At 68.1% G+C, this 24,160-nt stretch carries 25 protein-coding genes; 10 read left to right on the forward strand and 15 right to left on the reverse strand.

Annotation, left to right across the window (positions count from 1 at the left end; genetic code table 11):
• Positions 1-69 precede the first annotated feature (69 nt).
• From ITJ67_RS08310 to ITJ67_RS08320, 3 genes are read right to left on the reverse strand one after another with little or no spacing between them, the layout of a single operon-like run.
• The gene (locus ITJ67_RS08310) at positions 70-1,257 is read right to left on the reverse strand and encodes a mandelate racemase/muconate lactonizing enzyme family protein (RefSeq protein ID WP_228502492.1); all 1,188 of its coding nucleotides are present in this window, start codon (positions 1,255-1,257) and stop codon (positions 70-72) included.
• Positions 1,203-2,132 (reverse strand): dihydrodipicolinate synthase family protein, encoded by a 930-nt coding sequence (locus ITJ67_RS08315; RefSeq protein WP_194677314.1) that lies wholly within the window; start codon positions 2,130-2,132, stop codon positions 1,203-1,205. Before ITJ67_RS08315 ends, ITJ67_RS08310 begins: the two co-directional genes overlap by 55 nt.
• On the reverse strand, positions 2,125-2,787 hold the full coding sequence (locus ITJ67_RS08320) for a GntR family transcriptional regulator (protein WP_160071416.1): 663 nt from the start codon (positions 2,785-2,787) through the stop codon (positions 2,125-2,127). Before ITJ67_RS08320 ends, ITJ67_RS08315 begins: the two co-directional genes overlap by 8 nt.
• A 121-nt stretch (positions 2,788-2,908) precedes the next feature.
• On the opposite strand from ITJ67_RS08320, the gene ITJ67_RS08325 reads away from it, so the two are divergent.
• The 4 genes from ITJ67_RS08325 to ITJ67_RS08340 all read left to right on the forward strand — a co-directional run bounded on the left by ITJ67_RS08325 (position 2,909) and on the right by ITJ67_RS08340 (position 7,577).
• Positions 2,909-4,234, forward strand: coding sequence for an ABC transporter substrate-binding protein (locus ITJ67_RS08325; protein WP_194677315.1), 1,326 nt, complete (start codon positions 2,909-2,911; stop codon positions 4,232-4,234).
• A 103-nt stretch (positions 4,235-4,337) separates the two neighbouring features.
• Complete coding sequence (locus tag ITJ67_RS08330; RefSeq protein WP_228502494.1) at positions 4,338-5,210, forward strand: carbohydrate ABC transporter permease; 873 nt, start codon at positions 4,338-4,340, stop codon at positions 5,208-5,210.
• 1 nt (position 5,211) lies between these two features.
• Positions 5,212-6,123 (forward strand): carbohydrate ABC transporter permease, encoded by a 912-nt coding sequence (locus ITJ67_RS08335; protein WP_160071413.1) that lies wholly within the window; start codon positions 5,212-5,214, stop codon positions 6,121-6,123.
• Positions 6,120-7,577, forward strand: a complete 1,458-nt coding sequence (locus tag ITJ67_RS08340; RefSeq protein ID WP_194677316.1) for an aldehyde dehydrogenase family protein — start codon at positions 6,120-6,122, stop codon at positions 7,575-7,577. The genes ITJ67_RS08335 and ITJ67_RS08340 overlap by 4 nt, the downstream gene beginning before the upstream one ends.
• A gap of 471 nt (positions 7,578-8,048) precedes the next feature.
• Here the strand turns inward: ITJ67_RS08340 and ITJ67_RS08345 are convergent, their stop codons facing one another.
• The 5 genes from ITJ67_RS08345 to ITJ67_RS08365 form a co-directional block, all read right to left on the reverse strand.
• Positions 8,049-8,912 (reverse strand): Cof-type HAD-IIB family hydrolase, encoded by an 864-nt coding sequence (locus ITJ67_RS08345; protein WP_194677317.1) that lies wholly within the window; start codon positions 8,910-8,912, stop codon positions 8,049-8,051.
• Positions 8,913-8,922: 10 nt separating this feature from the next.
• Positions 8,923-9,135: a DUF2945 domain-containing protein gene (locus ITJ67_RS08350; RefSeq protein ID WP_194677318.1), complete on the reverse strand. Its 213-nt coding sequence runs from the start codon at positions 9,133-9,135 to the stop codon at positions 8,923-8,925.
• Positions 9,132-9,326, reverse strand: coding sequence for a hypothetical protein (locus ITJ67_RS08355; protein ID WP_194677319.1), 195 nt, complete (start codon positions 9,324-9,326; stop codon positions 9,132-9,134). The genes ITJ67_RS08350 and ITJ67_RS08355 overlap by 4 nt, the downstream gene beginning before the upstream one ends.
• Before the next feature lie 69 nt (positions 9,327-9,395).
• Positions 9,396-10,841 carry an amino acid permease gene (locus tag ITJ67_RS08360; protein WP_194677320.1) on the reverse strand — a complete coding sequence of 482 codons (1,446 nt, stop codon included), beginning with the start codon at positions 10,839-10,841 and terminating at the stop codon, positions 9,396-9,398.
• Between the two features lie 78 nt (positions 10,842-10,919).
• Positions 10,920-12,467 carry an aminotransferase class I/II-fold pyridoxal phosphate-dependent enzyme gene (locus ITJ67_RS08365; RefSeq protein ID WP_194677321.1) on the reverse strand — a complete coding sequence of 516 codons (1,548 nt, stop codon included), beginning with the start codon at positions 12,465-12,467 and terminating at the stop codon, positions 10,920-10,922.
• A 75-nt stretch (positions 12,468-12,542) separates the two neighbouring features.
• Between ITJ67_RS08365 and ITJ67_RS08370 the strand changes: the two genes are divergently transcribed.
• Positions 12,543-13,448, forward strand: coding sequence for a LysR family transcriptional regulator (locus ITJ67_RS08370; RefSeq protein WP_194677430.1), 906 nt, complete (start codon positions 12,543-12,545; stop codon positions 13,446-13,448).
• Here ITJ67_RS08370 and ITJ67_RS08375 read toward each other — a convergent pair.
• The 4 genes from ITJ67_RS08375 to ITJ67_RS08390 all read right to left on the reverse strand — a co-directional run bounded on the left by ITJ67_RS08375 (position 13,414) and on the right by ITJ67_RS08390 (position 16,970).
• A complete protein-coding gene (locus ITJ67_RS08375; protein WP_194677322.1) occupies positions 13,414-13,920 on the reverse strand; it encodes a GNAT family N-acetyltransferase in 507 nt (168 codons plus the stop codon). The genes ITJ67_RS08370 and ITJ67_RS08375 overlap by 35 nt on opposite strands.
• 28 nt (positions 13,921-13,948) lie before the next feature.
• Positions 13,949-14,974 (reverse strand): lactonase family protein, encoded by a 1,026-nt coding sequence (locus ITJ67_RS08380; protein WP_194677323.1) that lies wholly within the window; start codon positions 14,972-14,974, stop codon positions 13,949-13,951.
• On the reverse strand, positions 14,971-15,936 hold the full coding sequence (locus ITJ67_RS08385; protein WP_194677324.1) for a Gfo/Idh/MocA family protein: 966 nt from the start codon (positions 15,934-15,936) through the stop codon (positions 14,971-14,973). Before ITJ67_RS08385 ends, ITJ67_RS08380 begins: the two co-directional genes overlap by 4 nt.
• Positions 15,937-16,055: 119 nt before the next feature.
• Positions 16,056-16,970 carry a helix-turn-helix transcriptional regulator gene (locus tag ITJ67_RS08390; protein WP_194677325.1) on the reverse strand — a complete coding sequence of 305 codons (915 nt, stop codon included), beginning with the start codon at positions 16,968-16,970 and terminating at the stop codon, positions 16,056-16,058.
• A gap of 140 nt (positions 16,971-17,110) precedes the next feature.
• Here ITJ67_RS08390 and ITJ67_RS08395 point away from each other — a divergent pair, with 140 nt between their 5' ends.
• From ITJ67_RS08395 to ITJ67_RS08410, 4 genes are all read left to right on the forward strand, one after another.
• Positions 17,111-17,665, forward strand: a complete 555-nt coding sequence (locus ITJ67_RS08395; protein ID WP_194677326.1) for a cyclophilin-like fold protein — start codon at positions 17,111-17,113, stop codon at positions 17,663-17,665.
• Positions 17,666-17,727: 62 nt separating this feature from the next.
• Positions 17,728-18,897 (forward strand): MFS transporter, encoded by a 1,170-nt coding sequence (locus ITJ67_RS08400; RefSeq protein WP_228502497.1) that lies wholly within the window; start codon positions 17,728-17,730, stop codon positions 18,895-18,897.
• Complete coding sequence (locus ITJ67_RS08405; protein ID WP_194677327.1) at positions 18,894-19,547, forward strand: GNAT family N-acetyltransferase; 654 nt, start codon at positions 18,894-18,896, stop codon at positions 19,545-19,547. Before ITJ67_RS08400 ends, ITJ67_RS08405 begins: the two co-directional genes overlap by 4 nt.
• A gap of 235 nt (positions 19,548-19,782) precedes the next feature.
• Positions 19,783-20,007: a hypothetical protein gene (locus tag ITJ67_RS08410; RefSeq protein ID WP_104244826.1), complete on the forward strand. Its 225-nt coding sequence runs from the start codon at positions 19,783-19,785 to the stop codon at positions 20,005-20,007.
• Positions 20,008-20,415: 408 nt separating this feature from the next.
• On the opposite strand, the gene ITJ67_RS19975 is transcribed toward ITJ67_RS08410, so the two are convergent.
• The 3 genes from ITJ67_RS19975 to ITJ67_RS08420 all read right to left on the reverse strand — a co-directional run bounded on the left by ITJ67_RS19975 (position 20,416) and on the right by ITJ67_RS08420 (position 22,831).
• Positions 20,416-20,541 carry a hypothetical protein gene (locus ITJ67_RS19975; protein ID WP_267238539.1) on the reverse strand — a complete coding sequence of 42 codons (126 nt, stop codon included), beginning with the start codon at positions 20,539-20,541 and terminating at the stop codon, positions 20,416-20,418.
• 123 nt (positions 20,542-20,664) lie between these two features.
• Positions 20,665-22,161, reverse strand: coding sequence for an RNB domain-containing ribonuclease (locus tag ITJ67_RS08415; RefSeq protein WP_194677328.1), 1,497 nt, complete (start codon positions 22,159-22,161; stop codon positions 20,665-20,667).
• A 61-nt stretch (positions 22,162-22,222) separates the two neighbouring features.
• Entirely contained in the window at positions 22,223-22,831 is a 609-nt protein-coding gene (locus ITJ67_RS08420) for a hypothetical protein (RefSeq protein WP_194677329.1), read from the reverse strand.
• 169 nt (positions 22,832-23,000) lie between these two features.
• Here ITJ67_RS08420 and ITJ67_RS08425 point away from each other — a divergent pair, with 169 nt between their 5' ends.
• On the forward strand, positions 23,001-24,062 hold the full coding sequence (locus tag ITJ67_RS08425; protein ID WP_194677330.1) for a hypothetical protein: 1,062 nt from the start codon (positions 23,001-23,003) through the stop codon (positions 24,060-24,062).
• Positions 24,063-24,160: the final 98 nt, after the last annotated feature.

The following is a 24,160-nucleotide window of genomic DNA, read 5'->3' on the forward strand; positions in this document are numbered from 1 at the left end:
CCTGGTGCTGCTCCCCCTCCGGGGAACAGCACCAGGCCACAACTGTCTGCTCGGCGTGAGGGGCGGCAGCTAGGCCCAGCCCCAGGCGCCATCCGGCCGGACGTTCAGCGCGCGGTGCCAGACGGTGGTATCCGACGCTCGCAGGGCCTCCTCATCGATCGTGATGCCCCAGCCTGGCCGATCGTCGCGCAGGTCCAGGTAGCCATCACACGGAACGTAGGGATCCGGGCACCAGGTGGTGTCGTCGAACTTGTACTCGAGCGTCAGGAAGTTGCTGCAAGCGGCCGCGAAGTGCACATTGTGCGCGGTTGCCAGTGGCCCCATGGGGTTGTGCGGGGCGAGCATGATGTTGTGCAGTTCGGCGACGGTCGCGATACGGCGCATCTGCGACAGCCCACCGACCACCGCGATGTCGGGCTGTGCGATGTCCACTCCGCCGGCGTTGAAGAGCGAGAGGAACTCATGGGCCGAGTAGAGGCTCTCGCCGGTCGCAAGCGGAACCCTGAGCTGACTCCGCAGGTGTCCCCAGGACGCGAAGTGCTCAGGTCTGAGCGGCTCCTCGAGGAACATCGGCTGGTAGGGCGCGAGCGCGTTGCCCAGCTCGATCGCCTTGTACGGTTCGAAGATCTGGGCGTGGGCATCGAAGCTGAAGTCCCAACGTGGGTCCGCGTGCTCTCGGATGTCGCCGAAGTACGAGGCCACCTCGTTCACGACGAGGCCCCATCTGCGCTCGTGGATGTCAGAACGCCACGGGCTCAGCTTGAAGGATGTGAACCCGTAGCGCTCGTTGAGCTCTGCTGTGCGGTCTCGAACATCTTCTGGGTCCGGGGCAGCGTAGAGGCCGCAGTAGACGCTGACCCGGTCGCGCACGCGACCGCCGAGGATGCGGTACACAGGCACCCCGAGCGAGCGGGCGGCGATGTCCCAGAGGGCGTGGTCGATCGCGGCGATGGCCGCCAGGCCAAGCGCGCCCGGTGGGAAGCGCGCCAGACGCAGCATCTTCTGCGTGACGTGCTCGACTCGAGTCGGATCCTCGTTCTCGATCTGCTCGAGCAGGTACTGGAAGATCGGGAAGAGCGCCCCATCCGGCCCGTGGTTGTAGGCCTCTCCCCAGCCGGACACACCCTCATCGGTATCGAGGCGAACGAGCACGCGCGGGCGGTCGCCGACGCGCGCGAGGAACGCCTCGAGGCCGACGATCTTCACGCGTTCGCCGCGAGGTCGACGCTCGGCTGCAGCTCGTGCTCGACCGACCATTCGGCGAGGATCCTCGACACCCGCGCCGAGGTCGCCTCGTCGACCTCATGGCTGGGCGGACGCACGGCCTTCGAGCCGATCCCGAGCTGGAAGAGTGCCTCCTTGATGACGCTGACGTTGTTGGCGTTCGAGTCGAGTGCTCTGAGCTCCTCGAACTCGCTGATCGACTCCGTGAGGCGTCGCGCTGCGCTGAGATCGCCCGCCTGCAGCGTGCGGAGAAGGTCGAGGGAGAGTCGCGGGTTGACGCAGACGAGACCCGAGGTGAAACCGGTCGCACCGTGCGCGAAGTACGAGAGGGCGTACGGTTCGGCGAGCCCAGCGATCCAGACGAGGTGCGGAGCCGCGCTTTTCACTCGCGCGAACATGACGGGGTCGGCGACCGCGTACTTCACTCCGACCACATTCGGGCAGCGCGCTGAGAGCTGGGCGATCATGTCGCCGGTCACCCAGGGGTTGCGGATGTAGAGCACGACGCCCAGCTCGGGGAGCGCATCCGCGATCGTCGCGTGGTAGTCGATCCATCCTGCACGGGAGACATAGGGATGCACCGGCTGGTGGATCATCACCATCTCGGCGCCAGCGGTGGCGGCTGCGAGACCGTCGGCGATGGCCGTCTCGGTGTCGAAGCCGACTCCGGCGACGATCAGTGCGCGTCCGGCGGCGTGCGCGGCAACGGCCTGCAGTACCTGCAGTCGCTCGTCGGGGCGAAGGGCGTAGAACTCGCCGGTGTTGCCGTTGGGCGTCAGGACTCGCACGCCTGCGTCGAGCATCCGGTCGAGGACGAGGCGGAGGTCGTCGAAGTCGACAGCGCCGTCGGTGAAGGGCGTCACGGGGATGGCGACGACGTCAGCAAGGCGGGCAGCGTTCTCATGCATCGTGTTCCTCCAGGAGGGAGAGGGCGTGTTCCGTGAAGCGTCGGATGTGGAGGTCGACGAGATGCTTGGCTTCGACTGCGTCTCCTCGCTCGGCGGCTTCGAGGATCGCCACGTGCTCGTGAGCCTCATGGACCCAGGTGATGCCGTTTCGCCAGGCGGTCACGCTGATGAGGGCGGTCTGGTCGCGGAGGTCGTCGAGCATCGACAGCAGAAGCGGGTTGCCGCAGCTCGCGTAGGTGAGGCGGTGGAAGTCGCGATTGGCGATGCTTCGCTCGGCGCTGTCGACCGCCGCCTCCGAGCGCTGAAGCGCGAGCCGTGCCGCCGAGAGGTCGATGCCGTTCGTCACGGCGAGCCTCACAGCCTCGGGTTCGAGGAGGCAGCGAACCTCGAAGACGGAACGTGCCATCTCGAAATCGACAGACCTCACGACGGCTCCGCGGTACTCCATCATCGAGACCAGGCCGAGGCCTGCCAACGTCTTCAGCGCTTCTCGCACGGGGGTCTTGGATACTCCGAAGCTCGCTGCGAGCTCTGATTCGACCAGGGGCTGCCCAGCTCGAAGTGCTCCGGAGAGGATCGACTTCCTCAGTGATTCAACAACATGCCCCGTACGCGACAACGGCGTCGCCATCGGGGCCAATGGTTCAAAGCTCATGTGGCCCTCCTTCGAGATGGACACTAGCACGATCTAATCGAGCATGTATGGTGTCTAGTATATGATCGACCGCATCGCCGATTGGCGCTGTTGAGGCAACGACGCCACGAAAGGAATCGCAATGACGCGTTCTCACCCCCGGAGACGGAAGCTCACGACCATCGCGCTCGCAGGTGCACTCACAACGACCCTCGCACTCACGGCGTGCGCCGGCGGAGGTGACGCCAGCGAAGACGGTGTCGTCACGCTCCAGCTCTGGGATACGGACACGCGTCCTGAGCGCACCGAGAGCCTGCAGGAGCTGATCTCGATGTTCGAGGCCGAGAACCCGGACATCAAAGTCGAGTACCTCGGGCTGCCGACCGACTCCTACATGCAGAAGATCGGCACCGCGATCGCCACGAACTCGACGCCGGACCTCGTCACCCCGAAGGCCTCGGACCTGTCCGCGCTTGTCGCGCAGGGTGCGCTGGCCCCGATCGACGACCTCATCGCGGACGGCAACTGGGAAGACCAGCTTGATCCCGGCCTCGTCGACAGCACCCGAAAGGCAGTGCCGGACGGTGCCCTCTACATGACCCCGGCGACCGCCATCGCCGACACCCTGTACTCCCGGGCCGACTGGCTCGCCGATGCGGGTCTCGAGGCCCCCACGACCTGGGAGGAGTTCGACGCGGCCGCCGTCGCCCTCACTGATCAGTCGACAGGGCAGTTCGGGTACACGATCCGCGGAGGCAACGGCTTCTTCCCGCAGTTCATGGAGATGGTCTACACCCGCGCAGGCATCTCGGAGATCTTCGACGAGAGCGGAAAGGCCACGCTCGACGACCCCGCCATCGTCGAGGCTACTGAGAAGTACGCAGAGCTCTACAAGGCCACGACGGCCGAAAGCGACCTGACGGCCGACTTCAAGGTGATGATCGCCCAGTTCACGGGCGGGGGAGCGGGGATGCTGAGCCACTCCATCGGCTCATACCCGACCATGCTCCAAACGCTCGAGCCCGAGCAGATCGCCGTGCATGCACCGTTCCCAGCCTCGAACGGGGTCGAGGTCATCGGCCGTGTCACCGCCGGATTCGCCATGTTCGAGCAGAGTGAGAAGAAGGAAGCTGCGGCGAAGTTCCTCGAGTTCACCATGAGCCAGGAGGGCAACAGCTTCTGGGCCGAGGCCTCCGGATACATCCCGGGCAACACCGCGGTCTTCGAAGACCAGTGGGTGCAGGACAACCCGGCCATCTCGACCGCGATCGCAGCGAGTCAGAGCCCGAACGCCGTCTCCATGAACGTCCCCTACTACCTGCCCGAGTGGACCTCCATCACGGGCACCGACATGCTCCCGGACTGGCAGCGGGTCCTGCAGGGGCAGATGACCGCCTCCGAGTTCTGCTCCAAGTGGGCCGATTCGCTCACGGAGGCCAACGAACGGTTCCTGGAACTCACCTCGTGATCCTGCGACCGAGCTTCACCGTGGCGGGAGCTCTCTCTCCCGCCACGGTGGAAAGGAAATGATGACGAAAACGGTCCCCCTTCAGAAGCCTCCCCGCCGGCGTATGAACCGCACCAAGTGGTATCCGTACGCGCTGATCGCGCCCGCCGCTGCGTTGGTGCTGATCTTCCTGGTCTACCCGGTCGGCAGCGTCTTCTACTACAGCCTGCAGCAGTACAACCCGACGTTCCCCATCTACAACGGCTTCGTCGGCCTGGGCAACTTCGCTGACATCGCCGCAGACGAGAAGTTCTGGCGCAGCCTCGGGTTCACCTTCCAATGGGTGGTTGTCGAGGTCGGGCTCCAGTTCGTGTTCGGCATGATCTTGGCGCTCCTCATCAACCAGGCGTTCAAGGGCCGCGGCATCGTCCGCTCACTGGTCTTCACGCCGTGGGCTGTTGCCGGGATCCTGACGACCACGATCTGGCTGCTCATCTACAACCCGACCACGGGCCTCGGCCGGTACCTCGCCGACATGGGCCTCGTGCAGTACGGAACCTCGCTGCTGTCCGGCGAGGGAACCGCATTCTGGGCCGCAGTGCTCGCGGAGCTCTGGAAGGGCGCCCCGTTCTTCGCGATCCTCATCCTCGCGGACCTGCAGTCGGTGCCGCAGGACCTCTACGAGTCCGCCGAGATGGATGGTGCGGGCCGCATCCGCAAGTTCGTGTCGATCACCTGGCCCCACGTGCGTCAGGCCGTGGTCATCGCGACCCTGCTGAGGGCGGTGTGGGAGTTCAACAACGTCGACCTCCTCTTCACGCTGACAGGCGGTGGGCCCGCAGGTTCGACGACGACGCTCCCGCTCTATGTCGCTCAGACCGCCATCTTCGACCGTGAGTTCGGCTACGGCTCAGCGCTCACCGTCATCGCCTTCATCATCCTCATCGTGTTCACCGTGATCTATCTCCGAGCCAACCGCTTCGGACGGGAGAACTGACATGTCCCTCACCACACTCGCGCAACCGCAGGGGCTCCCGGCGCCCACCGAACCCGAGGCGCCGCGGAGCAAGACACAGGCGCCGCTCAACAAGCCGCGGCCGAAGCCGCTGCTCGACCGGCTCCTGCTCGCCGTGCCGCTGACCATCGCGCTCATCTTCACGCTCGTCCCGTTCTACTGGATGCTGCTCTTCGCGTTCCGGCCCGCCGGGTCGACCTCACTCGTCCCGTGGCCGATCACGTTCGACCACTTCATCAAGGTGTGGAACGGCAACGGCTTCGGCGTCTTCTTCCTCAACAGCCTGTATGTCGCCGGCGTCAGTCTCATCATCTCGACGGTGATCGGGCTCCTCGGCGGCTACGCGCTCGCCCGCTTCGCATTCCGCGGCAAGTCTGCGTTCGTGCTGATCATGCTGTGCACGCAGTTCATCCCGGGCGCCATGCTCCTGATCCCGCTCTTCCAGGTGTTCAACGGGCTCGGGCTGACGAACTCGCTCTGGGCGCTCATCATCTCCGACACCGTGTTCCAACTGCCGCTGTCGCTGGTCTTGATGGCGGGCTTCATACGCAACGTGCCGATCGATCTGGAGGAGCAGGCGTGGGTGGATGGGTGCTCCCGATTCCGGGCCTTCATCACCGTCGTGCTGCCCCTCCTGAAGCCGGGCATCGTCGCCGTCGGATCGTTCGCGTTCATCAGCGCATGGAACAACTTCCTGTTCGCGATCATGTTCATCACGTCGCAGGATCAGTTCACGATCCCGGTCGGCCTCAGCTACCTGCTCGGCGAGTTCGGCACCGACTTCGGGGCACTCGCGGCGGGTGGCGTTGTCGCGGTGGTTCCTGTCGTCGCGGTCTTCGCCTACGTGCAGAAGTACCTCGTCCAGGGGCTGAGCGCGGGCGCGGTCAAGGGATGAGCGTCGCTACCGCTGAGCCGACCATCCGCGCAGCGGCCGCGGCCAGTTCGCACGCGGCCTCGGAGCTTCGCGCCATGGGGCGAGGGGGACGAGCTCGGGCGCTCCGCGCTGTTGCTGCGGCGCTCCGAGGAGACCACGATCTGGTCGCGATCGCGTCAGCTGAGACCCACCTCGACGAGGTTCGCCTCCGTGGTGAGATCGAACGGACCGCGTCACAGGCCGAGCTGTTCGCGGATGTCATCGTCGAGGGGAGCTACCTCGACGCCGCCGTAGACCACGCTTCAGCGAATGGGCCGGAGCTGCGCCGAATTCGCGTGCCGGTCGGCCCAGTTGTCGTCTTCGCGGCGGGCAACTTCCCGTTCGCGTTCGGAGTGTTCGGCGGGGATACGGTGTCTGCGCTGGCCGCGGGCTGCCCCGTCATCGTCAAGGCGCATCCAGACCTGCCGATGACGAGCATGGCGACGTTCGGGCTTGTCCGCGAGGCCCTGGCTGGCCATGCCATCCCGCCGGATGCGCTGCAGATCGTGACCGAGGCGGATGCTGGCCGAGCGCTCGTGGAGGCCCCGAGCGTTGCCGCAGTCGGGTTCACGGGGTCCGCCGCGGGTGGGCGTGCACTGTTCGATTTCGCGGCAGCGCGACCTGTCCCGATTCCGGTCTTCGCGGAGATGAGCAGCACGAACCCGACGATCATCGCCCCCGAGGCGGCGAGGACCGACGTCGCCGGGCTGGCACAGCAACTTGTCTCTGCCGTCACCTCGAGTGCCGGTCAGCTCTGCACGAAACCGGGCCTCATCTTCCTGCCGCGCGACGCGTTGGCGTTGATCGAGGCGATCTCCGAGCTCCTCGCCGTGGCTGAGCCCCGGCGGCTGCTGTCATCGAATATCACCGAGCGCTACCTGCATCGCCTCGCGGAGCTCCGAGCGGGTGGGGCGGAGGAGCGCACGCCGGGATCGGTCTCCCCGAGCGGAGTCGCACCGACGCTCGTGGCAGTTCCGATCGAGCAGCTGAACGGCACACTGACGGAGGAGACGTTCGGTCCAGCAACCGTGCTGGTCACCTACGCCGCATTCGACGACCTGGCTGGCGCGCTCTCGTCGCTCGGTGGGCAACTGACGACAACCGTGCACGCCGTGGATGGTGACTTCGAGATGATCGAGGGGCTCGTCGACGTCGCAGCGGCGACGAGTGGACGGGTCGTGGTGAACGGCGTGCCGACGGGGGTGCGGGTGGCCTGGTCCACCACGCACGGTGGACCGTACCCCGCTTCGACGAGTCCCTCGAGCACCTCAGTGGGTGCTTCCGCCATCGACCGGTGGACGAGGCCTGTCACCTGGCAGAGCACCCCTGATCGGTTCCTGCCGGACGAGCTGAGGGAGGACCCCCGCGAGCCCGTGCCAACGAGAGTCGACGGAGTCCTGCTCGTGGGCGCCTCGTCTGTGCGTGAAAGCTCCTAGTCCTCTACTTGCGCGCCGAGCAGCGTGGTCACGACGGTGACAACGCCCTGTTCCTGGTCTGAGGGGCGAGGCAGGTTGCGAGCTCCCTGGCCGGTGGATTCGCCCGCCGGTCGCGCGCATCCACGCGGGAGGGTCCGCAGCATCCACGCGGGAAAGTTGTGGCCTGGTGTCATTCCCCGTCCTGGGAATAGCACCGGGCCACAACTGTGCTCGACAGCGTCAGGTCACAGCCGGCTGCGGTGCCGGCCTTGCCTGCGAGGGGCCCAGGCGCGAGCCGTGGGCATTCAGTCGGAAGCCCGAACGGTGCCGTGATGGGTTTCGGTGACCGTGATGGGAAATAACCCATCACCAGTCGCAGAAACCCATCACGAGCCCGAGCGAAAACCCATCACGGTCACGGAAACCCCGCACGGTCGCCGGGACCCAGCACGGACACATCCCCGGGGCTCGGGGAGCAACGGGTTTGGAGCGCTACGCCTGCGCGTCGAGGAGCGCGCTCACGACGGTGACGACGCCCTGATCCTGGTTGGAGGGGGCGAGGTACTTCGCGAGCTCCTTGACCTCGGGATGCGCGCCAGCCATCGCGTACGAGCGCTCGGCCTCCGCGAACATCTCGACGTCGTTGAAGAAGTCGCCGAAGACCGCCGTCTGCTCCGAGGTCACGCCGAGGCGCTCCTGCAGCTGGCGCACGGCGAGGCCCTTGTTGGCCTCCGGCGGCATGATGTCCATCCAGTGGTGGCCCGACACGACGACCCTGTGGGACTCGCGCAGCTCGTCCACTTCGGCGGCTGCCCCGGTCTCGACCTCGGCGAAGTCGTAGACGGCGATCTTCACGTACTCGTCATCGGTGCCGAGCATGTCGTCGACGACCGTGAGCGCCTCGTAGTAGTTGCGGGCCTCGGCGATGAACGCGTCGTCGCCGCGTTCGATGTACGCCGACTTCTTGCCGCACAGCACGACCCCGAGATCGTGGCCCTGCTCGATGAGGCCGCGCAGGAGCGCGATCGCCTGCCGGATGAACGACTCGTCGAGTGTGAGCGAGCTGACCTCCTGGCCGTCGCGGACCACGAACGTGCCGTTCTCGGCGATGAACGACATGCCGTCGGAGTCGCGTTCGAAGAGCTTCGCGAGGGTCGCGTACTGTCGGCCGCTCGCGGGGGTGAACTCGACGCCAGCCTCGCGCATCCGCTGCAGGAGAGCCCAGAACGCGTCGGGAACCGTGTGGTCGTCGAGCAGCAGCGTGCCGTCCATGTCGGCGACGACGAGGCGCACGTCGTTGCCCTCAAGCGAGGACTCGTAGTGGCGGTCGGCGGTCTCGAGAACGGTATCTGCCATGCGCTCCAGCCTACGAGAGCTTGCGCAGCGCGGATCCCTTGTGCGCGGCCCTCGCCCCAGACTTCTCCGACTCGATGATGTACGCCGGCTCGTCCTCGGAGGCGGTGAACTTCTGCTTGTCGAACTGGAAGTCCCTCGTCTTCTTCTCGACGACCTCGCCCTGCCTGCGGCCCTGCGGGGTGTTCCAGCTCACGCGGTCGCCCTTGCTCAGATCTGCGGTCACGGTCTCTCCTCCTGCTCGGCGGTCTCGGGGTGAGGCTCGGCCTTCGGTCTCCGGAAGGCGATGATCGTGAACACCATGCCGAGGGCGAACCAGACGATCCAGATGCTGCCGTCGTTCGCGAGATCGGCGAGAGCGACGACGTAGAAGGCGACCGCCACCCACAGGTACGTGTTCAGCATCAGCTTCCTCATGCGCTGAGCATGCCCGGCCGTCCTGGGCAGAGGGTGGAGGTGCGACGCGCATGCCGCACCTCCACCCGGTCAGTCCCGCTCGTCGAGCGGATGCGGGATGGTCGGGATCGGGGCGGTCAGCGGACGGCCCTCCCGCTGCAGCTTCCGCTTCCGCAGCTGCCACAGGACGGTGAGGATGATGAACCAGACCGGGGCCGCGAGGAACGGCAGCCGGGTGTCGTCGCCGTACAGCAGCGTGCCCGCGATGAAGACGAAGAAGGCGAGCACGAGCCAGGGCGCGACGCGCGCCATCGGCATCTTGAACTTCGACGCGCGGTGCTTCTCGGGGAAGCGGCGCAGGTACACGATGTAGCTGACCACGATGGAGCCCCAGGTGAAGAGGATGAGGGTCGCGCACATCGAGGAGACGAACGTGAAGGCGGCGATGACCTCGTCGCCCGCGAAGAGCAGCGGGATGGCAGAGAAGAGGAAGACGCAGGTGAAGAAGACGGCCTTCGTCGGCACGCCCTGATTGCTGGTCATCGCGAACGCCTTCGGGGCGTGACCGTCCTTCGAGAGCCCGAACAGCATCCGAGTGCCCGAGTACAGGCCGGAGTTGGCGCTCGATGCGGCCGAGCTGAGCACCACCAGCTGGATCGCGAACGCGGCGAGGCCAAACCCGGCGATCGCGAGGGTCGACACGAACGGGCTCTTGCCCGCCTCGATCTTGTCCCACGGCGTGACGCTCATGATGACGATGAGGGCGCCCACGTAGAAGATGAGGATGCGCGCGACGATCGAGTTGATGGCCTTCGGCAGGGTCTTGCGCGGGTTCTCGGTCTCGGCGGCGGCCGTGCCGACGAGCTCGACGCCGATGAACGAGAAGATGCCCATCTGGAAGCCGAGCACGAACCCGCTCGCGCCCATGGGGAACATCCCGCCGTGCTCCCAGAGGTTCGCGAGCGTGGCGGTGTCGCCATCTGGGCTCTGGAACCGGGTGAGGATGAGCACGATGCCCACGGCGATGAGGCCGAGGATGGCGACGATCTTGATGATCGCGAACCAGAACTCGGTCTCGCCGAACCACTTCACGGGCTGGAGGTTCAGGACGGTGAGCACGACGACGGCGATGAGCGCGGGCAGCCAGTTCGGGATATCGGCGTTGAACCACTGCACGTAGGCGGTGATGGCGACGATGTCGGCGACGCATGCGATCACCCACGAGAACCAGTAGTTCCAGGAGACGAAGAAGCCGGCCCACGGCCCGAGCATGTCCTTCGCGATGTCACCGAAGGTCTTGTAGTGCAGGTTCGAGAGCAGCAGCTCGCCGAGGGCGCGCATGATGAAGAAGACGAAGAACCCGATCACCATGTAGACGAAGATGATCGACGGCCCGGAGACGCTGATGAGCTTGCCGGAGCCGAGGAACAGCCCCGTTCCGATGGCGCCGCCGATGGCGATGAGCTGCAGGTGGCGGTTCTTGAGGCCGCGCTGCATCTCGCCCTGAGGCGGATGCGTGGTGGTTGTCGTGGACATGACACTCCCTTGTGCTGATGTCGTCGTGCTGAGGTTGGGCGCTGCGTGCGCGCTGCGGGTTGTTGGCAGGATCGAGGGTCAGGCGACGACGCGGAACGTGGAGAGCTCCGGGTCGTTCGCACCGCGCACGTAACCGGACGGCGCCGCGCCCGTGTGCCGGAGGAAGTCGACGACCTCCTGGCTGAGCACCTCGCCTGGCAGCACGTTGGGCACACCTGGCGGGTAGGCGGCGAGCGAGTCGGCGGAGATGCGGCCGACCGCCTCCGTGTGCGGCACCGTCTCGACGGGGCTGAAGAACGCGTCCGAGAGGCCCATCGCGCGCTCGCAGCTCGCGGGGAGCGAGACGGGTCGAATCGGCTCGACCTCCGCCTCGGGAAGCGCCTGCAGTGCGCCCCACAGGCGCTCGACGTCGACCCGCGCGGTCGCGCCGACGAGCACCAGCAGCGCGGAGGGGGTCGACAGCTCGCAGTACACACGGTGGTCGCGGAGCAGCTGGTAGTGCGCATCCGTGCCCGTGATGCCGGCGCCTCGAGTGTCGATGGCGATCTTGAAGGGGTCGTTCGCGATGGCATCGGGGCTGGCGAGGATGTCGGGAGTCGCGTCGCGGTACCTGCGGTCGTCGTGCACGAGTCGGCGGATGCGCTGTGCGGATGCAAGAGCGTTGTCGACTGCGTCTGGCCGGGTCACGAGGTGCCGCCTCGCCTCATCGAGCGAGGCGAGCAGCAGGGCGCTGCAGCTCGTCGACTGGTACGAGCGAACGACTCGGTCGACGAGCGACTCGAGGTGCTGGGCGTGAGGCCCGTGACCGAGCTGCAGCATGGCCGACTGCGTGAGCGATCCCGCGCCCTTGTGGGTGCTGGAGATGACGAGGTCTGCGCCGAGGCGTGCCGCGTTCGTGGGGAGCGCCGGGTGCATCCCGAAGTGCGAACCCCATGCCTCGTCGACGATGAGCGGCACCCCGTGCCCGTGGGCTACTGCCGCGATCGCCGCGATATCGGCCACCGCCCCGAAGTAGCTCGGCGAGACGATGTAGACGGCCGCGGACTGCGGATGCTCGGCGAGGGTCGCCGCGACCTGCGCCGCCGTCACGCCGTGCGCGGCACCCAGTCCGGAGTCGACGGCCCCGTGCACGAAGTGCGGGGTCAGGTTGGCGTGCGTGATGCCATCGATGACGCTCGAGTGCACGCTGCGCTGCACCGCGAACTCGGTGCCGAGGCCACGCACGACGGTCGTCGCGACGTGGTTGCCGCCGGAGGCCCCGTTGGTCGTGAACCAGACGCGGCTCGCTCCCCACGCATCGGCGGCCAGGTCCTGCGCCCGCATGAGCGGGGTGACTCGGCCCGGCGTCGTGAGGCGCCACGTCTCCTGGTCGACGCCGCTGAACAGCATCGGGAAGTCGAGGCTCAGCGCGTCGGCGCCGACGATGCTCGCGACGCCGGGCGCATTCACCGCCTTCGCGTGATGTGCCGGCACATGCATCCGCTGCCAGTCGTGGGTGGCGAGTGAGCGGAGGGCGTCTGCGTACGGGGTCTCGAATTGCGCTCGCGGGATGTGGCGCTCGGCGGGGGCCGTGATGCCGTCGGCCCGAGCGGCGCTGCTCGGGCCAGGTGCGTGGAGGATGGACATGCGTTCAGGTTAGGAACGAAGTGACGACGGCGATATAGCAGGATCCTGCCGTCAGTGACATACGGTCTAGGTGTGATGAACCTCCAACAGTTCCGTGTGCTCCTCGCCGTCCAGGAGCATGGGAGCCTGACGGGTGCCGCGAAGGCGCTGCAGTACGGGGTGCCGACGGTGACGCACCATCTGCGGAGCCTCGAGTCGCACCTCGGCGCGCGCCTCGTCGACCGCGGGCGGCGGGGCACGTCGCTGACCCCGCTCGGAGTGTCGTTCGCCGCCGAGATCGAGCAGGCGATCGCGCGTATCGACCGGGCCGAGCAGCTGGTCGCCGATCAGCGCGACGCGGGCGTCGTCACCCTGCGCGTGGGCACGTTCGCCTCGATGGGCTCACGCCTGCTTCCCTCGGCCATCGCCAGCCTGCAGAAGCGCACGTCGGTGCGGGTCGAGGTGGTCGAAGGGGAGCCGACGGAGATCGTGCGGATGCTCAGGAGCGGCGAGGTGCACGCGGGGCTCATCTTCGACGTGTCCGTGGAGCCCGCCTTCGCCGTCCCGGACCTCATGCTGCAGCGGCTCCTCACCGAGCCATACGGCGTGATGGTCGCGCGCAACAGCGAATGGGCGAGCCGCGACAGCATCGACTTCGCCGAGCTGCGAGAGGTGCCGTGGGTCTTCAGCCGCAGCAACGACGAAGCCTCAGACCGCGTGCTGCGCCGCGTCGGCCAATCGCTCGGCTACCCCGTACGGGAGCTCATGCGCACGGACGACCTCTACATGATCCACGGCCTCGTCGCCGAGGGGCTCGGCTTCGCCCTCTCGACGGACGCCGCCATCGACCACGACTTCGACGTCGTGCTGCGGCCAGCAGCGCAGGACCTGGGGGAGCGGCACGTGTCGTACGTCACCCGACGGGGCGCCGTGCCACCCGCCGCCGCCTGGCTCGGCGAGATCCTGCTCAGCCGCCCAGCGCCTGCAGCGGATCGCCCGTGAGGCGGAACGTGTCCCACTCGTCCATGGGGAACGCGCCGAGGCTCCTGTAGAAGCCGATGGACGGCTCGTTCCACTTGAGGACCGACCACTCGAGGCGCCGGTAGCCCTTCGCGACGCACTCCTGCGCGAGCGAGCGGAGGAGTGCCGTCCCGAGGCCGCTGCCGCGCGCATCCTCTCGCACGTAGAGATCTTCGAGCCAGATGCCGTGCTCGCCCTCCCACGTCGAGTAGCTCAGGAACCAGAGCGCCATGCCGTCGAGGCGAGGGGCGCCGGACTCGCTTGTGCTCGCTCCCGCCGCCTCGGCGACGGTCGCGAACACCGCAGGCCGCTCGCCGAAGAAGCTCCTGTGCAGCTGCGCCTCGGTCGTCTTCACCGCATCCGGTTCGCGCTCGTACACGGCGAGGCCGTGGATGAGGTCGAGGATCTGCGGGACATCGGCGGGAACGGCGGGGCGGATGATCGGCTCGGTCACGGCACGACGCTAACAGCCGGGCCGCGCGTCAGACCCAGCGCACCCAGTTCGCGCCGGCGCCGGTCTCGACCTGCTGCAGCTCGGCGAGGTGGTCGTCGCGTACTTCGTAGAGCGACACCTGCGCCCCGCCTTCGCCTGCGGCGACGAGGAAGCGACCGTCGGGGCTGAGCGCGAACCCGCGGGGGTGCTGCTGGGTGACGGTGAACGACCTCGCGTCCTCGAGGGAGCCGTCCTCGGCGACCTCGAGCGGCGCGAGGGTGCTCGTCGTGCGCTCCGAGGTCCATAGGAACCGTTCATCCGCGCCCCAGTGCACGTCGGCTCCCCAGATCGAGCGGGGCTCCAGCGGATTCGCGCCGAGGGTTCCGCGCTTAAGGCCCTGCAGCGCGTCCGCGTAGCTCGCCGAATCGAGGAGCGAGAGCACACCGGTGCTCGAGTCGCGCTCGAAGCGCAGCACCTCGCCGCTGAACTCGGTGATCACGTAGGCCTGCGTCTGGGCAGCGTTGAGCACGATGTGGCGCGGGCCGCTGCCGGTCGGCGCGGTCGCGCCCACCGGGTGGAGCGCCTCGAGCTCGAGGTCATCGGTGATGGCGTACTGCCCGACCAGATCGTCGCCGAGAGACACGAAGTACGCGAAGCGGCCGTCCCTGCTCGCCACGACGGAGTGCAGGTGCAGGTGCTCGACGATCGTCGTCGGCTCCCCGACCGTGCCCTTGTCGATCGGCGCGATGAGGCCGTAGCTGGCGGAGTAGGCCGCGCCGAGCAGCGCGGATCCGTCCCGCGTCAGCGCGACGTAGTTCAGTCCGCCGCGGGGCGTCTCGCGCCGAGAGATCGGGGTGAGCTCGCCCGCCTCGCGGTCGAGGCGCAGCGTGACGATCGCCGCGGGGCTGCCCTTGACCGCGGCGTAGACGAGGTCGCGACTGGCGTCGACGACGAAGTTCGAGCATCCCTTCAGGCCCGTTGCGACCGAGGTCCGCTCGAGGGAGGCGCCGTCGAAGCGGAAGACCGAGATCGAGCCTTCGCCTGCGTTCGCGACGAGGATGAGTGGTGTTGTCATGCGAGCCCCTCTCGGGCGATGGTCAGGACGGAGAGCACGTCGGCGCTGTGGTCGAGGCGCCGGTCGCGCTCGGTGGTGTCGTGTTCGCGGATGATGCGCTCGAACTCGCGGAACTCCTCCACCATGCGGTGCGGGTACTTCGTGAGGTCGATCCGCTCGGGCTCGCCGCCGCGGGTCGCGTAGCTCAGCGATGGCAGCACATTCGGGGAGCCGTCGGCGACGATCCACCCGTCCTCGCCCTGGATCTTGCTGCGGATGGGGCCGTCCGAGTCCTTCGCGCACACGCAGACCGCCGTGGTCTCGCCGTAGTCGAGGATCAGCACGCCGGACGTGTCGACCCCACGCTGCACGTTCGCGGTGTAGCTGACCCGCTTCGGCCGGCCGAGCAGCCCGACGACGAAGTGGATGGCGTAGATGCCGAGGTCCATGAGCGCCCCGCCGCCCTGCGCGGGGTCGAACGCGGGCAGCACAGTGCCCTCGCGGAAGGCGTCGTAGCGGGACGAGTACTGGGAGTAGTCCGACTGGATGACCTTGATCCTGCCGACGAGGTCGAGATGCTCCTTGATCCACCGGTAGTTCGCGAGGTACTGGGTCGTGATCGCCTCGATCAGGATCAGGTCACGCGCCGTCGCGAGTCTGCGCAGCTCCTGCAGCTCCCGTTCTTGGAGCACGAACGGCTTCTCGCAGATGACGTGCTTCCCCGCCTCGAGCGCCTTGCGCGACACCTCGAAGTGCAGCGAGTTCGGGACGGCGACCCAGACCGTGTCGACGCTCGGGTCGGCGAGGCACTCGTCGAGGTCGGTGAAGACGCGCTCGATGCCGAACCGCTCCTGCAGCTCCTCCAGGTGCTGGAGGCGCGGCGGGCGACCGTAGATCGCCGCCAGCTCCAGCCCGGGCACGTTCGCGACGTGCGGCAGGAAGTCGGCGACGATCTGGCCGGCACCGATGACGGCGAGCCTCATCGGATCGACCTCGACTGGGCGACGACGTCTGCCTGCATGGGCGAGTTCGAGAAATGCACGCTGTCGATCCTATTCCGAGCGGCACGGGCGGCAGGGAGCACTCGATCGACGTGACGCTGCTAGGCGTCAGCGCGGTCAGCCCGCGCGATGTGCCGCGCCGCTCCTTCGCGGGCGATGGCCGCAATGTTCTCCGTGGCGACCCAGGACGAGAGCAGACGCAGGCCTTCCTCGGAAGAGCTGCCTGGCACGGCGGTGTAGACCGTCATGGTGTGGCCGGGGTCGTCTTCGAGGTCCATCGCGTGGTACACCAGCTCGAGCGCGCCGACCGCCGAGTGGCGGAAATGCTTCGCGCCGGAGTAATGTCGGCGGACATCGTGGGCTGCCCATCGGATGCGGAACTCATCGCTGCGCACAGACAGCTCTCCGACCAGGTCCGTGAGCTGTCTGTCGAACGGCGAACGGCCGGCCTCCCGCCGGAGGATCTCGACGTTGACGTTGGCTGCCCGCTCCCAGTCAGGGTAGAAATCGCGCGCACGAGGGTCGAGGAAGATGAAGCGGGAGTGGTTCGCGGGCCGCGCAGTGCCCCGGTACATCTCCGAATAGAGCGCGAAGCCGAGCTCGTTCGCGGCCACGATATCCATGCGGGTGTTCCCGATGATCGCGGCACCGCCCGTGATCGAGTCGAGCAGATGCTGCGCGGTCGGGCGCAGCCCGGACGCCCGCGGCTTGGGAGAGCGGACCTTCGCGCCCAGGTTGGCCGTCCGAGCGAGATCCCTCAGGTGGTCGTGCTCCGCCTGGGTGAGTTGCAGTGCCCGAGCCACAGCATCGAGCACGTTCTCGGAGACACCCGTCAGGTTGCCCCGGTCCACGCGGGTGTAGTACTCCACGCTCACCCCTGCGAGCCGCGCCACCTCATCCCGTCGGAGGCCGGTCACACGCCGTCGGGTCGTGCCCGGATCGATCCCCGCCTGCTCTGGGGTCAGCCTGCCTCTGCGGGAGCTGATGAATGCTCGCACTTCGCCCCGGTTGTCCATGCATCCACGGTACGAGCAGCGGCCGCCTTCTGGGGTACCTCTGCTGGAACCCCTTTAGCGGGACTCTCCCTCCTACCTCACGTGAGGCATTGACTGCTGGACGACACAGGGACGACGACCGCTCCCTCGGAGAGGACCACATGAGCACCATCGCAATCATCTGCGCAGGCAAGGCGCGCGCCGCCGCCGCGAGCCTGCTCGCGGCAGGACTCCTGCTGGCGGGCTGCACGGGTGTGGATGCCCCCGCAGAGAGCGCAGGCGAGGCGGCACCGCACGGTACTGGCACCACGAGCTCGACACCACCATCCGCGGCGAGCGCAACGGAAGACGAAGACCTGATGCCCACCACGACGAACATCACGATCAGCATGGGGGATGTCACCGTCCGAGGCGTGCTGAACCAGTCCGCGACCTCCGACGATCTCATCACGCAGCTGCCCCTTGAGCTGTCGTTCGAGGACTTCGGTGGTCAGGAGAAGATCGCCACCCTCCCCAGGGCGCTCTCCCTCGAGGGCAGGCCGTCCGGGAGCGCCGCCGAAGCGGGGATGATCGGCTACTACGCGCCCAGTGAGGGGCTTGTCCTCTACTACGACTCCGTCAGTCACTTCCCCGGGATCATCCCGATCGGCACGTTCGAAGACGTCGAGGCAGTGCGTGCTGCGGTGCCGGCGACTGGAACGGTGTCCGCCGAATGACCTCACCCTCGTCGCGCACATCCGAAGAACCGGCGTCCACTGGAGGCGCGAGGGCTTCGCAGTTGCGCCTCGCACCGCTCATCGTCCTCGCGCTCATGGGATTCATCCTGGTCGCGATGGAGACCATGCCCGCCGGTCTTCTGCCGGAGATCGCAGACGGGCTGACTGCCGCGGAGGGCACCGTGGGGCTCTTCGTCAGCGCCTATGCGCTTGGCACGGTCATCGTCACGATTCCCGCCATCTCGCTGACGCGCCGCTTCCGTCGAAAGCCCCTGCTGCTCGTCGGCATCGCGGGGCTGCTTGTGGCCAACACCGTGACCGCGTTCTCGTCGGACATCGCGCTGTCCCTCGTCTCGAGGTTCATCGCCGGGGCATTCTCTGGAGTGATCTGGGGAATGCTCGCGCCCTACGCCGTGCGAATCAGTCCGCCCTCGCGGCTGGGGGCTGCGATCGCGATCGTCGCGATCGGCGCGCCCCTCGGGTTCGCGTTCGGGACGCCACTTGGGGCTTGGATCGGAGCCGTGTCCGACTGGAGATGGTCGTTCGCCGGTCTCTCCGCGCTCGCAGCACTGGTCGCCATCGCGGTTGTCCTTGTCGTCCCGGACGCGCCAGGCCGTCCTGCGCTCGCGGGCCTGCCCATGGCGCGGGTGCTCCGCCTGCGAGGGGTCCCCGTCGTGCTCGCGGTGATCTTCGTCTGGATGCTCGCGCACAGCACGATCTACACCTACGTCGCGCCCTACCTCCGTGAGACGGGCACCGCGATAACCCCGGACCTGATGCTGCTCGCCTACGGGATCGCGTCTCTCCTCGGCGTGGCGGTGACCGGCCTGCTCCTCGATAGGTATCCGCGCCTGCTGCTCCATCTCAGTGTGCTGGCCTTCATCGTCGCCGCGGTCGTGCTGCTGGCGGGGCAGGGCTCGCCCGTCGCGCTCCTGGCGGCGGCGGTGCTGTGGGGCGTGAGCTTCGGAGGGGCTTCGCCGCAGCTGCAGAACGCGCTCACTCGAGCCGGGGGCGAGGAATCCGATGTCGCGAACTCATTCCTTCCCGTCGCGTTCAATCTGGCGATCTTCGGCGCCGGCATTCTCGGCGCAGGGCTCCTCGAAGTCTTCGATGGCCTTGTCCTGCCCGTTGCCATGATGCTGATCGGGGCGGTGGCGTTGCTGCTGACCTTCGTCGGCCGGCGGTCGGCATTCCGGCCGACGGAGACCGGAGCAGGTGAAGGGGAGACATGAGCTTCCGTGCATTCCTGAGGGAGGGCGTGGGGCGGCTCCGGGGGAGAGGCATCGGCAAAGCGGTTTCCGCTCCGGTGCTCGAGACTCGACGTCTCCTGCTGCGCGCCCACACTCTGGCGAGCGCTGAGGAGTGGTTCCTCCTCCACGAGGAAGCTCGAGTTCGCGAGTTCCTGAACTGGCCACCGCGGAGTCGCGGCCAGGCGCTGCGCCACCTCCGTGTCCGCACGCAGTCCACGAGGCTCCGCAGGGCCGAGGACTTCATGGCGCTGGCCGTCGAACTCGAGGGGCGGCTCATCGGCGATATTTCCTTGCACCTGCGGACCGTTGCCAGCGAAGTGCGCAGCGTCGAGATCGGGTGGGTGCTGCATCCCGATGCTCAGGGCAATGGATACGCGCGGGAGGCAGCGGAGGCCGTCATCCAGTTCGCGTTCGAGGCTGTGCAGGCCCGGATGATCCTCGCCGTTGTGCATCCGCGCAACGCCGGATCGCTCAGGCTCGCGGAGCGTCTGGGATTTCACGAGCTCAGCCGACGCGAGAGCGAACGGCTGCTCGTCTTGACCCGAGATGACTTCGCCTTGGCCGACCGCGGTGCCGAGCGGGATCCGAACATGGCGCTTCCTCGACCGGCGAGTGGAGGCAGGCTCTGCTGAGCTGCTCACATCGTCCGGCTGATGCTGTTTCTCCTCGGGGTGGATAGCACTCTCTGCTCCAAGCCCCGGCGAGATCGCCAAGGAAACGCCCAGCTCGGCGCCGCTTCGCCCGCCGGTTCGGGGGAGGGGAGTTCTCCCCGTCCCATCTCGGAGCGCGAATCCACCAGCCCACCCCAATCCGCAGGACTACGCTCGCCGACACCCCGGACCAGCCGGGCCAGTCGAAGGAGTCAACATGCGTCGCATCGTCTCGACCGTCACCGCAGCCCTCTTCGCCGTCGGCATCGCCGTCTCAGCACCCGCGATAGCAAGCGCCGGCACCACGCAGTCGTACTGGACCGGCGGCTCGCTCGCCGACTGCCAGGCCGTGCAGCGCACCTACATCAGCTCGTGGACCAAGATCACTGAGGCCTGCCACCGCAACGGCAACGGCTACTCGTTCACCTGGACCTCGCTCTAGGCCCTCTTCAACGAGGTCGCGGATACCTCGCTTGGCCTGATCAATTCGTCCTGGCCGGTCTGCCCTGGCCGCGCTGTCTGCGCATCCGCGGCCAGCAGGTCACTTTCACCCCATCCGAGTGCCCGGGATGGGCTGAAAGTGATCCAGTTGGCGGGGATGGCGGCTCGGGCGGGCGCACGCGGGTCTGGTGGGAGCACGCCTTTCAGATGGGTCACTTTCGCCCCATCCGAGCTCGCGGCATGGGGTGAAAGTGGCCTAATCGGCGGCGGCGGGAGCGGCGGGAGCGTCGGCGTCGGCGTGGTTCAGGCGGGATAGGCCCAGGCGGGAGCAGGCGGTTCAGGCGGGAGCACGCGGTTTATATCGGCCACTTTCGGCCCACTCGGGCTCCCGGGATGGGCTGAAAGTGGCCTAATCGGCGACGGCGGGAGCGGCAGGAGCTGCGGCAGCGTTGGAGTCGGCGCGGTTCAGGCGGAAGCTCGCGGTCCGTGCGGGCACGCGCGGGTCTGGTGGGAGCACGCGGTTCAGATGGGTCACTTTCGCCCCACCTGGGCTCCCGGGATGGGCTGAAAGTGGCCTATTTAGCGGCGGCAGCGGGAGCGGCGGCGGGTACGCGGCGCTCACGCAGGCCCGCGCGGCGGCGGCCACGGCAGCGACGGCTCACGCGACGCTCAGCGTCACGGCGCGCTTCTCCGGGTCAGCCGACTCGACGCGGACTCGCACGGCTGTGCCCAGTTCCAGGGCTGCGGCGTCGCCGACGACCCTCGCCCGCACTGCGGGGTCGCGCAGCAGCACGGTCGCCTTCGCCTGGCCTGCATCGGCGGCCCCGGTGGGCGACGAATCGACGACGATCCCGTCGAGCTCCTCGCCGACACGGGGCGCGAGCAGCACCGCCTCGAGCAGATCGACCGCCGCCCGCTCGTAGGCGTTCGCCCGGCGTGAGCCCTCGGCCATCTCGCCTGGCAGCGCCTCGAGCGCATCCACAACCCACGACGGCACGGGTTCTCCGGCGCAGAACGCCAGCGCGATCTCGGTGCCGTAGCGGTCGACGAGGCGTCGCAGCGGGGCGGTCACGTGCGCGTACTCGGCGGCGATGGCGCTGTGGGATGCGGTGCTCGGCACGTCCGGATGCTCGGGCGTGCCGAAGGCCGCGTACCCGGCTCCGCGAAAGAGGCGGGTGGCTTCGGTCGCGAACGCCGCGTACTCGGGGCGGGCGACGTCGATGGTCCTGACGAACTGGGCGTACGAATCCTCCGGTGCCCAGTCGAAGCCGAGGGAGGCGGCGACGCGACGCAGGCGCTCGACGTCTTCGTCGCGGGCGGGATCCAGGGTGCGCCAGATGCCCACTCCCGCCCGTCGCTGCACCGTCGCGGCGGCGATTCCCGTGAGCAGCGACAGCTGCGCGTTGAACTCCTCGCAGGCGAGCGGCTCGCGCAGAACGAGCCGGTAGCGCTTGGCGTCGTCGCTGCGATCGATCTCCTGGTCTGGCACCTCGAGCGTCGCGCCGCCGCGCGCGAACTGTGCGTCGATGCGCAGCTGGCCGATCTCCGCCAGCAGCCTGAGCAGCTCGTCGGTGGTTCCGGCGTCGAGCCGTGCCTGGACCGAGGGGTAGTCGAGTTGCGCCCGGGAGCGCACGATGGATCGACGCACCTCGATGTCATCGAGCAGTGCGCCCGAGCTGTCGAGGCGCATCCGCCACACGACGGCGGGCCGGTCGACCTCGGGGAGCAGGCTCGCGGCGCCCTCGCTGAGCACGGCCGGGTGCAGGCCGAATCGGCCGTCCGGTCCGTAGACGGTGAGGGCGCGGCGGTGCGTCTCCGCATCGAGTGCCCCACCGGGCTCGACGAAGGAGGCGACGTCCGCGATCGCGTAGAACACCTCGAAGCCGTCAGTGTCATCGCCGGTGGCCTCGACGCGGCGAAGGAAGAACGCCTGGTCGAGGTCACGCGACCCGACAGGGTCGAGGGTCACGAACGGCAGCTCGCGGAGATCGTGTCGCCCGGAGTCCGAGCCGAACTCATGAGCTGCTGCGACCTCGGCCTCGGCTCGCGCGTCGGCTGGGTAGTCGGCCGGGATCTCGAGCTCGGCGCGGAGCCGCTCCAGATACGGGCCGAGTACCTCCGCGGCCGCACCGGCCTGCACAGCGCGCGTGCTCATCGGCGGGGGACGGATGCAGGTTCGACGGTGAACTTCATGGCGTCACGCTACCCGCACCAGATCAGGGGGCGCCGATGCCGTCCGTGCCGTAGGTCATCGTCCACGGCGTCTGCACGTTGTCGGCGACGGCTTTCGCCGATTCGACCTCGATGGTGTGGCTGGTCTCCGTGAGCAGGTACTGTCCGCCGGTGTCGACTGTGATCCCGGAATTCGTGTCCGACTGCAGGTAGCCGCGGATGCCGACGGAGCCCTCCATGTAGCCGGAGTAGGTGACGCGCAGCTTGGTGCCCTCCTGCGCGTAGCTCCATTGGCCGGTCGTCTCCGGGTCGGTGGTGATCGGGCCGAACGCGGAGAGGGTGGCGATCACCGTGTCCGTCTCGCGGGAGGGGGAGATGAGGATCGACACGGTGCCCGTGTAGTCGACGCCGGAGGTCTCGATGAAGGCGATGACCGCCTCCGTGCTCTGGCCGACTGCCAGCTCGGTGTCGAAGGGCGTGAAGTTGCCCTCGATCGTGGAGAGGGCCGTGGATGCGGCGGCGAGGGGAGTCGCCAGCGCGGCGGCGAAGACGGGGGTGGTCCAGGCCGCGGTCGAGAGCAGCGCTCGGCGGGAAGGGCGGCCAGGCGCAGGCCGTTCTGCGGTCGGGTGGCTCGAGGGGATGAAGGACGGCATGATGCTCCGGTCTGTGGCGTGGGGGCGCCGCTCTGCGAACGATACGGCCTGTGGGCGGCTGGCAGAAGACGTCGCCGCTCGGGCTCTGCCGGAGGCGGTCGAAGACGCTCTGAGCGGACGCGGATGCGCTCCATACGTTCTCCATAGATCGATAGGTGACGATAAGCGCATGGTTGACTTCAACAAGATCCTCGGCGCGGCCTCGAAGGCCCTCGGCAACTCCGGCAACTCCGGCAACACTGGGAGCAACCGGGGCGGCAAGAGCGGCTCCGGGGACTGGAAGGACATGGTCCGCAAGGTCGCCGATCAGGTGACGGGGGATGGGCAGCAGCCACGCGGCCAGCAGGGGTACCCGGCCCGGGACGCTGCCCAGCAGCGCGACCAGTACCCGCAGCGCGACCAGTACGCCGGCCGCGACTCCGGGCCGCGGTACGGGCAGCAGCCGCCGAGCGCCCCGAGCTACGGCTCGCGCCCGGGCCCGGGCCCGGGCCCGGGCCCGAGCTCAGGATCGGCAGCGGACAAGGCGGCCATCGCGAAGTACGACTACCTCCTCAAGACCGCGGCGCCTGACCAGCTCGAGCAGGCGCACCGTGAGGCGTTCCAGCGACTCACGCCGGAGCAGCGCGACCAGGTGCGCGAGCGCCTGAGCGCGGAGTCCGGACCGTACGACCGCCCGCAGTCGAGCTCGCCTGACGACCTGGCACGGGCGGCGACGCGCGGCGAGGTGCAGCGACCCGGCTTCATGGCGAAGGTGCTCGGGGCGGGCAAGCGCATCGCGGGTTCTCGCGGTGGCTCCAACTTCACGCCTGGCTCGAGTCGTGGCGGGTCAGCTCGCTTCGGCCGTGGCGCGGGCGTCGCCGGCGCAGCTGCGGCTGGTGTCGGGGCGGGTGCGCTCGGCGGCATCGCGCTCGGCGTCGTCGGCGGCGCCGTCGCCAGCTCCGTCGCGCTCCCGCTGATCGGCGACGCGATGGCCTCTGGGATCGACTTCGACGGCATTGCCGCATCCGGGATCGAGGGTTTCGAGGGGCTCACGGCCGACCTCGGTGATTTCGGTGGAATCGGTGAGACCGTCTCGGGGCTCGGCGACCAGGTCAGCGGATTCGGCGACCAGTTCGCGGGTGCCGGCGAGCAGCTCACGGGCGCGGGTGACCAGTTCCTCGGCGGCGTCGAGGAGCAGGCAGGCAACTTCGGCTTCGACATCCCCGGCCTCGGAGACCTGTTCGGCAAGTGATGCACGCCTTGGCGCTGACCGATTTTCGTGCTGGATGATCGCGCGGGCGGCTCCTGAGCTCGCGGCCGACGAATCCATCGCGGAAGCCGGTCACGCCG

Origin of the sequence: Pseudoclavibacter sp. VKM Ac-2867, from assembly GCF_015351275.1 — a bacterium.
Lineage (GTDB): Bacteria > Actinomycetota > Actinomycetes > Actinomycetales > Microbacteriaceae > Pseudoclavibacter.

Bases quoted from the DNA above. Each gene is read 5' to 3' on its own strand.
- ITJ67_RS08310 (WP_228502492.1), bottom strand. From the start codon at position 1,257: ATGGTCGGTCGAGCACGAGCTGCAGCCGAGCGTCGACCTCGCGGCGAA.
- ITJ67_RS08315 (WP_194677314.1), bottom strand. From the start codon at position 2,132: ATGCATGAGAACGCTGCCCGCCTTGCTGACGTCGTCGCCATCCCCGTG.
- ITJ67_RS08320 (WP_160071416.1), bottom strand. From the start codon at position 2,787: ATGAGCTTTGAACCATTGGCCCCGATGGCGACGCCGTTGTCGCGTACG.
- ITJ67_RS08325 (WP_194677315.1), top strand. From the start codon at position 2,909: ATGACGCGTTCTCACCCCCGGAGACGGAAGCTCACGACCATCGCGCTC.
- ITJ67_RS08330 (WP_228502494.1), top strand. From the start codon at position 4,338: ATGAACCGCACCAAGTGGTATCCGTACGCGCTGATCGCGCCCGCCGCT.
- ITJ67_RS08335 (WP_160071413.1), top strand. From the start codon at position 5,212: ATGTCCCTCACCACACTCGCGCAACCGCAGGGGCTCCCGGCGCCCACC.
- ITJ67_RS08340 (WP_194677316.1), top strand. From the start codon at position 6,120: ATGAGCGTCGCTACCGCTGAGCCGACCATCCGCGCAGCGGCCGCGGCC.
- ITJ67_RS08345 (WP_194677317.1), bottom strand. From the start codon at position 8,912: ATGGCAGATACCGTTCTCGAGACCGCCGACCGCCACTACGAGTCCTCG.
- ITJ67_RS08355 (WP_194677319.1), bottom strand. From the start codon at position 9,326: ATGAGGAAGCTGATGCTGAACACGTACCTGTGGGTGGCGGTCGCCTTC.
- ITJ67_RS08360 (WP_194677320.1), bottom strand. From the start codon at position 10,841: ATGTCCACGACAACCACCACGCATCCGCCTCAGGGCGAGATGCAGCGC.
- ITJ67_RS08365 (WP_194677321.1), bottom strand. From the start codon at position 12,467: ATGTCCATCCTCCACGCACCTGGCCCGAGCAGCGCCGCTCGGGCCGAC.
- ITJ67_RS08370 (WP_194677430.1), top strand. From the start codon at position 12,543: ATGAACCTCCAACAGTTCCGTGTGCTCCTCGCCGTCCAGGAGCATGGG.
- ITJ67_RS08380 (WP_194677323.1), bottom strand. From the start codon at position 14,974: ATGACAACACCACTCATCCTCGTCGCGAACGCAGGCGAAGGCTCGATC.
- ITJ67_RS08385 (WP_194677324.1), bottom strand. From the start codon at position 15,936: ATGAGGCTCGCCGTCATCGGTGCCGGCCAGATCGTCGCCGACTTCCTG.
- ITJ67_RS08390 (WP_194677325.1), bottom strand. From the start codon at position 16,970: ATGGACAACCGGGGCGAAGTGCGAGCATTCATCAGCTCCCGCAGAGGC.
- ITJ67_RS08395 (WP_194677326.1), top strand. From the start codon at position 17,111: ATGAGCACCATCGCAATCATCTGCGCAGGCAAGGCGCGCGCCGCCGCC.
- ITJ67_RS08405 (WP_194677327.1), top strand. From the start codon at position 18,894: ATGAGCTTCCGTGCATTCCTGAGGGAGGGCGTGGGGCGGCTCCGGGGG.
- ITJ67_RS08410 (WP_104244826.1), top strand. From the start codon at position 19,783: ATGCGTCGCATCGTCTCGACCGTCACCGCAGCCCTCTTCGCCGTCGGC.
- ITJ67_RS08415 (WP_194677328.1), bottom strand. From the start codon at position 22,161: ATGAGCACGCGCGCTGTGCAGGCCGGTGCGGCCGCGGAGGTACTCGGC.
- ITJ67_RS08420 (WP_194677329.1), bottom strand. From the start codon at position 22,831: ATGCCGTCCTTCATCCCCTCGAGCCACCCGACCGCAGAACGGCCTGCG.
- ITJ67_RS08425 (WP_194677330.1), top strand. From the start codon at position 23,001: ATGGTTGACTTCAACAAGATCCTCGGCGCGGCCTCGAAGGCCCTCGGC.